The organism is Marinimicrobium sp. C2-29, assembly GCF_038419845.1.
Lineage (GTDB): Bacteria > Pseudomonadota > Gammaproteobacteria > Pseudomonadales > Cellvibrionaceae > Marinimicrobium.
This window is the reverse complement of the sequence record NZ_JBCAQT010000006.1, coordinates 76,723-88,806: the sequence shown is the minus strand read 5'-3', so window position 1 is coordinate 88,806 and position 12,084 is coordinate 76,723. Positions and strand designations below refer to the sequence as shown.

The following is a 12,084-nucleotide window of genomic DNA, read 5'->3' as shown; positions in this document are numbered from 1 at the left end:
GCCGGGCCCGTTTGTCGCTTACCGGGCCCGGGCACTGCGCAGATTGCCGATGACCGCTTCCAGCGCCCGATCGAACAACATGCCATCGTCCAGAATGCGCAGCCGACCGGACTTGAGGGCCCGGGCCAGCCCGTCGCGCGTTTCCTCAGCCACTTTCATGCCCGAGCGATTGACGAAGATGTATTTGCCCGTGGGCTTGATCATGGCGGCCAGGCGGCAACGGTACATCTGCCCGGCACTGTCCTGCATTTCAAACCAGCTGCCCTGGGTCAGATTGGACACCAGCGCCACATGGGGATCGGAGGCGGACAGGGGCTCTTCGGCGGTGGACTCCGCCTCGCTCTCCACCTTGTTCTCCACCGCACTCTCTGGCGTGCTCTCTGCCGTGCTCTGATCCTGTGCATCAGCCGCCGCATTCGCTTCGGGCGCAGACGGCGCGGGTGCCTCTGCCCGCTGCCCGGCGTTCTCGGAGGAAGTCGACTCCGGCGCTTCCGATACGGGCGCCTCGGGGGCGGCGGAAATCGCCTCGGGCTTCTCAGAGGCAGAGGCATCGGTGCTGGCCGGTGGGGCTGTTTTCGCTTCCGTAGCGCTCTGCCCGCGCAGCCGCGACAGGTGCAGCCGCTCCAGTTGCTTGAACAGCTGGGTCATGTCGTAGGGATTGTAGGCGATGGACTCCAGGCCGGAGCGCAGGCGCGGCAACAGCTCCGGCACCAGTTTGAGCAGCTTCTGGCGGTTGTCGCGATCCATGGGCGCCGTTGCACTCCAGACCAGCCGCTCAGCAGTACCAATCGCCCGATGCCAGTCGTCGCTGTCCGCACCCTGCTTCAGGCAGATGATGAACAGCACCTTTGACCAGGCCTCGCGCAGTAATTGATCGGCCGCCGGGGCCAGATCCCGCCCCTCGGTCAGCCGGGCCAGGGCACGATCCACCTCGGCCCGGGCGCGCTCGGACTTGGCCTTGCCATCCTCTGCATCCAGAGTCCGCTGCTCCAGAATTTTCGCCCGGCGGCGCTCTTTTTCCTGGTAGGAGCGGAACTCAAGCAGCATCTGGTCGAAGATGCCCACATCACTCTCGAAATCCGAGAGAATACGCTGCACAATCTGCTCGATTTTCTGGTAGAGCGTATCTTTGCGCCGGTTCTCCTCTCCGGTGTCCTGCCAGCCCAGCGCCGACATGGCCAGCTCATTGAGCAGACGACGGGCGGGGTGTCCGCCTTTGCTGAAAAAAGTCTTGTCGGCAATGGCCACTTTCACCAGGGGAATCTGCAGGCGCCCCAGCAGAGCCTTCATGGGATCGGCCAGGTTGCGGTCGTCGAGAATGAACTCGAACATCATGCTGACCAGATTGATGACATCGTCATCGACCTGATTGAGGTTGCCACGATTGGACTCGGAGAGCAGCCCGCGCAGCAGTTGCTGGACGTCTACCGGCGAAGTGCTCTCGCGACTGGACCAGTCACTGTGCTGGGCGCGCGACAACAGCTGCACCAGGTCCCGGCTGTCGAGCTCGACTCCCTGGGCCTCATCTCCGGCGCTGGTACCCCGGCCTCCGTCGGCGCGACTGTCCGATCCGCTTCCCGGCGCTCCACCCATTCCGCTATCCGACGGGCCGCGCTGATTCAGCAGATCCCGCAGAGTGTGCAGCACCTGATTGGTTTCATCTTCGCGCTGGGTGCGCTCGGAACTGGCCTGGGTGCTGCTGTGCTTCTGCGCCTCGCCGCGCTGGGGCCGCACAGAGCCGGCCTTGAGTGACGGCAGAATATTGGCATCGACCAGCAGCTGGTTCAGGGTCTCATACAGTTTGCCCAGACGGCTCATGACCACCTTGTCGAACAGCTTGAACAGAACCAGCTTGGCTTTGACATCGATCTTCACCGTCTGGGTCGCTTCGGTGAAGCCACCGCAGATGGCATCGGCCCCGACGGGGTTATTCTTCTGGTATACCTTGACCGGCACCAGTTGGTCCATGCGCAACGTCAGGTGCTGCATCGGCTCGGCAAACTGCTCATTGGCCTTGTTGACCATCCCCTCAGTGGCGACCAGCTCTTCCAGCTCATCGTTCTGCACCAGGCTCAGATCATCCAGCGAGAAAGACTCCTCTTCGGAGTCACGGCCGGGATCGGACGCGCGGGTATCCAGCAGGCGGGCAAAACCACCATCCAGGTTCTCAAAGAAATCGCTCTCTATGGCGCGCCGGCGCAGACGGACTTCCCGCATGGAGTCAAAATAGAGATTCTGCTCCTGATTGCTGGCGGCCTGGTCGGCCAGCTCAAACAACGCATCATCAGCCTTGTCGAACAGCTCGCGCAGCAAGGCCTGCAGCTCCTGGCGTGTTTTATCGCGCAGGGAGTGCATGGGCGCAGGCAGACGCGTCAGAGACACACCCTGCGCCGGGCGCCGCCCGGGGTTGAGCGGGATCACGTTTTCACGCTGAGGTTGCACGGGCTCGGTCATCGGAGGTGTACCTGTGTGACTTGGAGATGACGAATGATGCTTTGGGTGTCGGCTATATTTACAGTTTCTAAAGTCCAGTATAACGGAGACCGCGACACATCCCAGAGGCAAATGATAATATCGAGAGGTGCATCACAATTCGGGCTAAAGGCTTCTTTTTCTTAGAAAATATTGGCTGAAAAAGTGTGAAAATCTGGCATCGGAGGCATAAACACAGGTGAATACTTTATGACGGAGAGCTCGCAACCGGGCGAACGCGCCGGGCGGGGCATGTTGATCGCCGCCTGGGTCATTGGCCTGGCGCTGCTGACCTGGGTCTTCGGGCTCTGGGAGGAGCGCAAAGACAATCCCAACATGAACCCCGAGAGCTACTCGAGTCAGGGGGTGAGTGAAGTGGTATTGCGCCGCAACCGCTCGGGCCACTATGTCGCCTCCGGTCACATCAACAACGAAGAGGCGGTATTCCTGCTCGACACCGGCGCCACGGACGTGGTCGTCAGCCAGGATCTGGCCGACCGGGCCGGACTGGAAGCCGGCGCCAGACAACAGGCCCAGACCGCCAACGGGCGGATACAGGTACGCGCCACCCGCCTGGACCGCCTGCAACTGGGGAGCATTGAGCTGCGCAATGTGTCGGCCAGCATCAACCCCTCCATGGGTGGTGACAAGGTTCTGCTGGGCATGAGCGCTCTGGGACAGGTAGAATTCAGCCAGCAAGGCGACCAGCTTACCCTACGATATATCGAGTAACCCATGATCGAATGGCCCGACACCGAGCGAGAGGCGCTCAACGACGATATCCGCACCGGCGTGCGCGCCGCCCTGAGCGAAGATGTCGGCTCCGGTGACATCACCGCGCAATTAATCCCCCCTTATCAGCAGGCCGAGGCCCGGGTGATCACCCGCGAGCCGGGCCGATTCTGCGGTAAGTTCTGGGTGGAGGAGGTGTTTCACCAGCTCGACCCGGAAGTGCGCATTCACTGGCATGTGGAGGACGGCGATCAGCTCCAGGAAAACGACCGCTTGTTCGATCTCTCGGGCAACGCCCGCAGCCTGCTGACCGGAGAGCGCACCGCCCTGAATTTCGTGCAGACCCTGTCGGGCACCGCCACGGTGAGCGCTGACTACGCCCGGCGGGTGGCCGATACCGGAGTCACGCTGCTGGATACCCGCAAAACCCTACCCGGTCTGCGCCGCGCGCAGAAATACGCCGTGCTCTGTGGGGGCGGCGGCAATCACCGGATGGGTCTGTATGACGCCTTTCTGATCAAGGAAAACCACATTGCCGCCTGTGGCGGTATCCCCAAGGCCGTGGAAACGGCCCGCTCCATCGCGCCGGACCGTCCGGTGGAGGTGGAGGTGGAGACGCTGGAACAACTGGACCTGGCACTGGCGGCTGGTGCCGACATTGTGATGCTGGACAATTTTTCCGAGACCGACCTGCGCCGTGCGGTCGAGCGGACCGGCGGGCGGGCCAAGCTCGAAGCCTCGGGCAATGTGACCGAGGAGACGCTGGTGGCACTGGCCCAGACGGGGGTGGACTATATCTCCATCGGCGCGCTCACCAAACACTGCCGGGCTCTGGATCTGTCCATGCGTCTGTCAATCATCAATTGAGAGAGGGCGGCCCCCGGAGAACGCCTCAATCGGCATTCAGCCGCTCGGGCAGCTTCTGCCGGGCGTAAACATCAAACCGACTGCTCTTGCCCTCAATCCGGTGACTGGGAGCGACACCGGCCAAATCCGGCGCCTTGCGGGGCCGCTTGACCACGACCCGATAGCGGGCCACTGAGCGCGCCAGCGCCAGGAGCTCACCGGCGTCCTCATCCCGCCCCACCAGGCGGTGAAAAGCCTGCATCTCCTTTTTCACATCGGCGGACTTGTGGCGCTCGGGAAACATCGGGTCCAGATAGACCACATCGGGTCGTCGAGGCTCTTCGTCCAGGCGCTGAGGTTCTTCACCCAACCGCTGAGGCTCCTCCAACCCTTCCAGCCGCGCCAGGTACTCGCGGCCATCCCCCTCACTCAAGCTCAAACGCGCCAGAATCGCTTCCAGTTCGGAATCCGCCCCTTCGGCGGCGTGACGGCGCGCGCGCGCCAGACCGTCCTCCAGGAGCCGATACACCAATGGGGAACGCTCCAGCCAGTGCACGGGACATCCCAGGCAGGCCAGAACGAAACCGTCCCGGCCCAGGCCGGCCGTGACATCGAGTACGGCGGGATAGACGCCCGCTTTGACTCCCACCGCCTTGGCGATCATCTGGCCCTTGCCGCCCCCGAATCGCCGCCGGTAATCCAGCGCCCCCGCCAGGAAATCCACCCGCACCGGCCCCGGCACCTTGCGGCCGGTGTGGCAAAGGGACACACCCGCCTCATCGTAGACCAACGCAAAGGGGGCCTGCTCCAGTTCAGCCGGTCGGATGTTCAGCAGGAGAGGGGCAGCCAGAATGCGCGCGGCTTCGGCCGCCTCTGAACGAAAATCCGGGCGGTTGCACAGCACCAACAGGTCAGTCGAAGTGGCTTCGGGCATGATTGGATGACTTTCGGGGGAGATTGGACAGTTGAACAGCGAGATTATTCTGGCAGGAACGCGGGGCACACCTCCCTGTGCGCCCGGCTTGTAGCGGTAAGGCTTTATTCCATCGGAAGCAGCTCGAGCTCGACGCGGCGGTTCTGCTCACGCCCTTCCGCGGTGCTGTTGCTCGCCACCGGATAGCGCGGACCATAGCCAATGGCCTGAATGCGGCCGGAGGCCACGTCCTGGCGAATCAGGTACTGACGCACACTCTCGGCGCGCTGCTCGCTCAGCGTCTGGTTCAGCTGATCGCTACCGGTGGAGTCGGTATGACCGCTCACCTTGATGGCAGTCTGATCGAACTCCTTGAGCACTTTGGAGACCGAATCAAGCACGTTGTAGAACTGGGACTTGATTTCATAACGGCCGGTGGCAAAGGTGATGTTGCCCGGCATGATCAGGTAGAGCCGGTCGCCCTCGCGCCGCACCTGGACGCCCGAGCCCTGGAGCTCGTCGCGCAGCTTGGCTTCCTGGCGATCCATGTAGGCACCGACGCCGCCACCAATGGCACCACCGGCCAGAGCACCGGTAATCGCACCTTTCTTGCGGTCGCTTTTGCTGGCCGAGGCCGCGCCGATGACCGCGCCGGCCACGGCGCCAATGCCCGCGCCTTTGGCGGTATTACTGGTTTTTTCTTCCCCACTGTAAGGATCTGTGGTGGTACAAGCCACCAGGGTGAACACTGCACACAATGCCAGCCAATATTTCATTACCTTTCCTCTTACGTAAAATGATTGCGATCAATTCGATCAGACTCAATGGTCATCAAAAGGCGTGGCGCGCCCTGCGCCAGACCCGTGTTATCTCCAGGCGCCCTCCCGGATTGGGGTGGCATTCCTGCAATCCAGCTGCCATGATTATGGCCAGCCAGACATAGACACTATAGGCAGACCCATGGTTCACAGCAACAATACAGTTCACTCTTTTTTTCGTTGGTTCCTGCCAGCCACGTTTCTGGCGCTCGGCGGCTGCGCCGGCTACACCTTCAATCTCAACGACAATCCGGTTTACAACCCGCCGACGCTGTTCTCCGATTACCGGCTTGAGGACGCGGCACTGAATGAATGCGTGGAACAGGCCATCGCTGACCAGAGGATTACCCTGGCCGGGCAGCTCAATCAATTGAACTGCAGCAGTACCGAGATCAAGACACTTGCAGGCCTCTCGCGCTTCACGGGTCTTGAGGCCCTGAGCCTGAGAGGCAACCAGATTGCCAGTGTCGAGCCTCTGAAGGGCCTCGCTCAACTGGAAATTCTCGACATCAGGAGCAACCGGCTCTCGAGCACGGCGCCGCTGCGTTCGCTGGAGCGTTTGAAAGAAGTGGATTTACGCGGCAACGATTCACTCGAGTGTGGCGAAGCGCAGAAACTGGCAGAGAAGATTGGCGACAAAGTCCGGTTGCCCGGGCACTGTGGCTGACTGGCTACCCAACGATCGTCAGTCAAACATCAAACCGACCGTATTCCTCAACTGATGCATGACGCGCATGGGGACGGGGTCGGCATTGATCGGCCCGACCATTTTTTTGAACTTGACCATGACACGGGTTCCCACCGGTGGTTTGGGCTGATTCTCCACCAGAACCCTGGCCCCGCCATCGGAGATATCCTGGGTAAACCCGACAATGGTGCCAAAACTGGGATGCGTCATTTCCACCCTGATACTGGTGGATAAGCGTTCATGCTGGCGGCGATCAATCACGATGAGCTCCTTTTCCAAGGGTTCCAGTGGGGCGCGCAAGGCTCTGCCCACCAAAGACCCACTGACCAAAAACCTTGCCCACCCAACCTTCAGGCATTGAAGGCTGACCGAGGGCGGGAAGGTACCGCAGGCTTTCGCCCGCTTCTATCTATCAGCATATGCAAGCCGGTCGCAAAACGCCAGCCGAACCGGCCCGAAGGCATGCCGCCTTCGGGCCCGGACCCCGATCGGTTTAAATCAGGTTCTTGCGCAGCACCGAGAGCAGCTCACGTGCACGGCGGGGGGCCAGACGCTGGCCATAGGCATCACGCAGGCGCGCCTCCAGTACGCCGCTGTCCTGCTCCTTCAGTACCAACAGGTACCCGGGTGCGTCCGGGAGTTGTTCGCGAGCGCTCTCGGCTTGCTCGGGTGAGGCGAGCAGCCCCTCGGGCAGCACTTCGCGCAATTGCGCGAGGCTGTAGTCTGTTTCGGGTGGCTTTGGGTTCTTCTCGGCCCCGAACAGTCGCGCCAGCCAGCCCGGCTCGCTTGCCCGCGGTTGACGGTAGCCCAGGTAGAACAGGCCCTCTTCCGGAGCGCTGTCGTAAATGGTAAAGCCTTCCTGGGTAGCCGAGTGGCTGAGAGTGGCCAGAGCGCGTGCACGCTGCAGCTCCAGATGCAGAACCGGCTCGCCTTCTACCATGGCACTGCGCGCCTTGATATTGCCCCCGATTTCCCGGGCAATCAGGGAGGTGCCGCCCAGGCTGTCCAGCTCTTCACTCGCGAGCGTAGCCGCCAGTTCATCGACAACCCAGTTCTCACGCTCCTTGCTGGTGGACTCGTCCGGCCAGGCGTTCAATTGCGCCTGAGAGGCCGACTCGCGGTCAAGGCTCATATGGGTCACATGGATCTCGCTGGTGTCGGGCTGGACGCCGCGATCGATGCGAATCCGGTAACGGTTGATCTGGTTGCTGTCATCGTCCTTGAACGAGAGCCATTCGGTCTCGATCAGGCCGCGATCGGTATCAGTGGACGCCACTTCAAGGTTATTACTCGACAGAAAGCTGCGCACCCGCGGCCACAATTCGCCGGGCTCGACATTGACCAGAATCCAGCGCTCATTATCCAGCTTCTGGATTTTGACCCGCTCCACCAGCGCATTGGAGGACAGGGGCTCGGGGCGTGGGACCTCAAAGTCGGAGGTGTCCTGGACGAAACTGACGTCTTCCTGGGTCAGCTCGGGAACGTCATAGAGCTGCCCCAGGGTCGCACCGTCGAGATTGTCCGGCAGTTTCAGTGGCTCGAGGCTGTCCGCCTTGAGATAATCGTCTTCGCGATTGCGGAAGTACCCCTCCTCGCCAAACAGAACGCCACAGCCGGAGAGCGTAAAACTGAACCCGACCAACAACCAATACACAATGCGCATAAATGTCCAAACTCTCCAGTGAGTTTTCTTTTAGCGGTTTATAAATAAGCCTTTAGCGTTCAAACAAGCCTTTAGCGTCCAAAATAGCCTTTAGCGTCCAAAGCCAGTCAAACAAGCCCGGCATCTTTCAGCGCGGCCAGCACCGACTCATGGTGGTGCCCCGACAGCGTGGTCATGGGCAGACGAATCCCCGACTGAATACGCCCCATCTGCATCAGGGCCCATTTGGCGGGGATGGGGTTGGTTTCCACAAACATGGCCCGGTGAACGGGCATCAATTGCTCATTGAGCGCGCGCGCCTGCTCGGCGTGTCCGCCGATGGCCAGCTCACAGAGTTCGGCCAGCGCCCTGGGTACGACATTCGCGGTAACGGAAATATCCCCTTTACCGCCCAAAAGCATCAATTCGACCGCCGTGGCATCATCCCCGGAGATCACGATGAAGTCGTCGGGCGACTGCTCAATCAGGGTTCGCGCCCGCACCATATCGCCGGTGGCCTCCTTGATGCCGATGATATTGGGCAGCTCCGACAGGCGCCGTACCGTCTCCGGCAGCATGTCGACAGCGGTCCGGCCCGGTACGTTGTACAGCAGCTGCGGAATCGCCACCTGCTCGGCAATGGTCTTGTGGAACAGGTAAAGCCCTTCCTGAGTGGGCTTGTTGTAGTAGGGCGTCACCAGCAGGCAGGCGTCGGCCCCCGCCTCCTTGGCCCCTTCGGTCAGTTCCATGGCCTCGGCCAGGGAGTTGGCGCCGGTGCCGGCGATGACCGGAATCCGCCCGTTGACCTGATCCACCACCGCCTTGATCACGCTCAGGTGCTCTGCAATGTCGAGAGTCGCCGATTCGCCGGTCGTGCCCACCGCCACAATGGCGTTGGTGCCCTGCTCCAGATGCCAGTCCACCAGATCGCGCAGGCTGGGCCAGTCGAGGGTATTGTCGGGGGCCATGGGGGTTACCAGGGCGACCATGCTGCCTTGTATCATGAGCGGGAGCTCCGTTTAATCGATTTTACGTACGCTCTGACTTCGGCAAACGCCACAGGTTCGACCGGCAAACCCGGGCCTTCCAGCCGAATGGCGGGGAAAGCAAAGCCGCAATGGTACTGAGAGGCGCTCCACTAGACAAGTTTGACGTAAGATCGGGGGTTATTTTTTGAAATCCAGCATCCGCTGCAGGGGAATCATGGCTTTGCGGGCCACCTCGGGATCCACATGAATCTCGTTGTCATCTCGCTCGAAGACGCTCGCCAGGTTCTCCAGCACGTTCATGGCCATCCAGGGGCAGTTGGCGCAACTGCGGCAGGTGGCGCCGCTGCCGGCGGTGGGCGCGATGTGAAAGGTCTTGCCCGGGCACAACTGCTGCATCTTGTAGAAGATGCCCTGATCGGTGGCGACGATAAAATCCTCGTTGGGCAGCTCCTGCGCGGCCTTGATCAGTTGCGAGGTGGAGCCCACCACGTCCGCCAGCGCCACTACCGATTGGGGTGATTCGGGGTGTACCAGCACGGCGGCCTCGGGGTACAGGGCTTTGAGATCTTCCAGCCCACGGGCCTTGAATTCCTCGTGCACGATACAGGCGCCGTCCCAGAGCAGCACGTCAGCGCCGGTCTCGCGCTGCACATAGTCCCCCAGGTGCTTGTCCGGCGCCCAGAGGATTTTCTCCCCTTTCTGGTCGAGGTGGTCCACCACGTCTTTGGCGATGCTGGAGGTCACGACCCAGTCGGCCCGGGCTTTGACGGCGGCGGAGGTGTTGGCATAGACGACCACCGTGCGGTCCGGGTGCTGATCGCAGAATTCGGCGAACTCGTCGGGCGGGCAGCCCAGGTCCAGGGAGCAGGTGGCCTCCAGTGTGGGCATGAGTACGCGCTTTTCCGGGGTGAGGATTTTGGCGGTTTCGCCCATGAAGCGCACGCCGGCGACGACGAGGGTGTCGGCGCTGTGCTCTTTGCCAAAGCGGGCCATTTCAAGTGAGTCGGCCACGCAGCCACCGGTCTCTTCGGCCAGGGCCTGGATCATGGGGTCGGTATAGTAGTGCGCCACCAGCACGGCGTTGTGCTTGTGTAATAATGCTTTAATACGCTCGCGGTAATCTGTTTCCTGCTCCGGGGTGTAGCGAGGCGCTTCCCAGGCGCGGTCCAGATGCTCCCGCACCACCTCTTCCGGCGTTTTCCGGGCGGTAACGGTGTCGATTACATTGTCCGCAGTCATACTAGAATCACCTCACAAATCACCTGCATCAGGTCAGGGCGCCATAATACCACACAGCGCAAAAGCGCCCCAAAACTGCTGTTTCTTGGACTCTTTCTGTTTTTATTGATTCCTAGGGGACGATTGGAAGGCACGGGTTCGGGGTAGAGTTAGCTTTAAATAGGGTAACGCCTAAGGAAGTTACTTCACGTCCGGCCCGCTCAGGGGTAGGGTCTTCCCGGACACGGCGTGAACCCATCCCTGGGGCCTCTCCACCGACATCCTGTCGGTGACGGTCCGGGAAGACCCTACCCCAGATCGGTCCTCCGCACCTTGTAGCAACCGCCGTGCCTTCCTGTAGGGCTGGTAAGCGACAGCGCACCTGCCACAGAGGTCATCAACTCCCAAGAATATTTCTGGAGGGTTTGTATCTACAAGGCTCGGAGGACCGATTTGGGGTGGCCTGTTCCAGGACCGTCAACCGCGGGACTAGTGTTGACGAGTTACAGGGACGTACTTGCCACGTGTCCTGGAACAGGCCACCCCGAAGCGGGCCGGTCGTGAAGTATCTCCCATGCTTGAGCTATAAACCCAATCCCCAAAAGGACTCAACTAGAAGCCAACCTGGAGGCGGAACAGGAAAGGAAAATGGTGGGTCGTGCTGGATTCGAACCAGCGACCAATTGGTTAAAAGCCAACTGCTCTACCAACTGAGCTAACGACCCAAAACTGGCAGGATAGCGCCTATGGCGCTCGAACTTTGAAAGATGGTGGGTCGTGCTGGATTCGAACCAGCGACCAATTGGTTAAAAGCCAACTGCTCTACCAACTGAGCTAACGACCCAAAACTGGCAGGATAGCGCCTATGGCGCTCGAACTTTGAAAGATGGTGGGTCGTGCTGGATTCGAACCAGCGACCAATTGGTTAAAAGCCAACTGCTCTACCAACTGAGCTAACGACCCAAAGAGGCGCGTATGATAAAGATTCAGCCGAAAAAAACAAGCGCTTTTTGCCCCCAAAGCAGAAAAAAGCCCCAATAAAACCAACAGCTTAAGCTCTAGCCCCTACTAGCGCCCATCTGATAGCGCGTCGGGTCCTCAACACCCGCCTCCGCAAAGCCGGCGCGGCGCAGGCGGCAGCTGTCACAGCGGCCGCAGGCCTCGCCCGCCTCATTGGCCTGATAGCAGGACACGGTCAGACTGTAATCCACCCCCAGCGCCAGGCCGCGCTGGATGATCTCGCCCTTGCTCCAGTGCATCAGCGGCGCCCGGATCTGCAGCCGGCGCCCCTCGACCCCGGCCCGGGTCGCCAGGTTAGCCATGGCCTCGTAAGCGCTCACATACTCCGGGCGGCAATCCGGGTAGCCGGAGTAATCCACGGCGTTGACGCCAATGAAGATATCGAAAGCACCGAGCACCTCGGCCCAGCCCAGGGCGATCGACAGGAAGATGGTGTTGCGCGCGGGCACATAGGTGACCGGAATGCCCTCGCCCTCTGTCTCGGGCACATCAATAGCGCTGTCGGTCAGGGCGGAACCCCCGATGGCCTGCAGATCCAGAGTGATGACCTTGTGCTCGAGGCTGCCACCCTGGCGGGCCGTGCGCTCGGCGGCCGCAAGCTCGGTCCGGTGGCGCTGGCCGTAATCAAAGCTGATGGTGTAGCAGTCATAGCCTTTGTTGCGGGCAATCGCCAGAGCGGTGGTGGAGTCCAGCCCTCCGGAGACCAGAACCACGGCTTTGGGTGCGATCATTGTGCTAACTCCTTC

General features: G+C 61.1%; 11 protein-coding genes and 3 tRNA genes. 3 read left to right on the top strand and 11 right to left on the bottom strand.

Annotated features, from left to right (window positions below; translation table 11 throughout):
- Positions 1–18: 18 nt before the first annotated feature.
- Positions 19–2,454, bottom strand: coding sequence for a DUF1631 domain-containing protein (locus AAE484_RS07575; RefSeq protein WP_341937757.1), 2,436 nt, complete (start codon positions 2,452–2,454; stop codon positions 19–21).
- A 228-nt stretch (positions 2,455–2,682) separates the two neighbouring features.
- On the opposite strand from AAE484_RS07575, the gene AAE484_RS07570 reads away from it, so the two are divergent.
- Both AAE484_RS07570 and nadC read left to right on the top strand, forming a co-directional pair.
- Positions 2,683–3,204, top strand: coding sequence for a retropepsin-like aspartic protease family protein (locus AAE484_RS07570; protein WP_341937756.1), 522 nt, complete (start codon positions 2,683–2,685; stop codon positions 3,202–3,204).
- Between the two features lie 3 nt (positions 3,205–3,207).
- Positions 3,208–4,071, top strand: coding sequence for a carboxylating nicotinate-nucleotide diphosphorylase (gene nadC / locus AAE484_RS07565; protein ID WP_341937755.1), 864 nt, complete (start codon positions 3,208–3,210; stop codon positions 4,069–4,071).
- Between the two features lie 25 nt (positions 4,072–4,096).
- On the opposite strand, the gene AAE484_RS07560 is transcribed toward nadC, so the two are convergent.
- Positions 4,097–4,984: a class I SAM-dependent methyltransferase gene (locus tag AAE484_RS07560; protein WP_341937754.1), complete on the bottom strand. Its 888-nt coding sequence runs from the start codon at positions 4,982–4,984 to the stop codon at positions 4,097–4,099.
- Between the two features lie 104 nt (positions 4,985–5,088).
- On the bottom strand, positions 5,089–5,739 hold the full coding sequence (locus tag AAE484_RS07555) for an OmpA family protein (protein ID WP_341937753.1): 651 nt from the start codon (positions 5,737–5,739) through the stop codon (positions 5,089–5,091).
- Between the two features lie 184 nt (positions 5,740–5,923).
- On the opposite strand from AAE484_RS07555, the gene AAE484_RS07550 reads away from it, so the two are divergent.
- Positions 5,924–6,448 (top strand): leucine-rich repeat domain-containing protein, encoded by a 525-nt coding sequence (locus tag AAE484_RS07550; RefSeq protein WP_341937752.1) that lies wholly within the window; start codon positions 5,924–5,926, stop codon positions 6,446–6,448.
- An 18-nt stretch (positions 6,449–6,466) separates the two neighbouring features.
- Here the strand turns inward: AAE484_RS07550 and AAE484_RS07545 are convergent, their stop codons facing one another.
- The 8 genes from AAE484_RS07545 to queC all read right to left on the bottom strand — a co-directional run bounded on the left by AAE484_RS07545 (position 6,467) and on the right by queC (position 12,069).
- On the bottom strand, positions 6,467–6,730 hold the full coding sequence (locus tag AAE484_RS07545; RefSeq protein WP_341937751.1) for a PilZ domain-containing protein: 264 nt from the start codon (positions 6,728–6,730) through the stop codon (positions 6,467–6,469).
- 232 nt (positions 6,731–6,962) lie between these two features.
- On the bottom strand, positions 6,963–8,132 hold the full coding sequence (gene bamC, locus AAE484_RS07540) for an outer membrane protein assembly factor BamC (protein ID WP_341937750.1): 1,170 nt from the start codon (positions 8,130–8,132) through the stop codon (positions 6,963–6,965).
- 107 nt (positions 8,133–8,239) lie between these two features.
- A complete protein-coding gene (dapA, locus tag AAE484_RS07535; protein ID WP_341937749.1) occupies positions 8,240–9,115 on the bottom strand; it encodes a 4-hydroxy-tetrahydrodipicolinate synthase in 876 nt (291 codons plus the stop codon).
- Between the two features lie 162 nt (positions 9,116–9,277).
- Positions 9,278–10,339, bottom strand: a complete 1,062-nt coding sequence (gene nadA, locus AAE484_RS07530) for a quinolinate synthase NadA (RefSeq protein ID WP_341937748.1) — start codon at positions 10,337–10,339, stop codon at positions 9,278–9,280.
- A 628-nt stretch (positions 10,340–10,967) separates the two neighbouring features.
- Positions 10,968–11,043, bottom strand: a tRNA-Lys gene (locus AAE484_RS07525).
- A gap of 43 nt (positions 11,044–11,086) precedes the next feature.
- Positions 11,087–11,162 (bottom strand) — tRNA-Lys (locus AAE484_RS07520).
- A 43-nt stretch (positions 11,163–11,205) separates the two neighbouring features.
- Positions 11,206–11,281: transfer RNA gene (locus tag AAE484_RS07515), tRNA-Lys, on the bottom strand.
- Between the two features lie 95 nt (positions 11,282–11,376).
- Positions 11,377–12,069: a 7-cyano-7-deazaguanine synthase QueC gene (queC, locus tag AAE484_RS07510; RefSeq protein WP_341937747.1), complete on the bottom strand. Its 693-nt coding sequence runs from the start codon at positions 12,067–12,069 to the stop codon at positions 11,377–11,379.
- Positions 12,070–12,084: the final 15 nt, after the last annotated feature.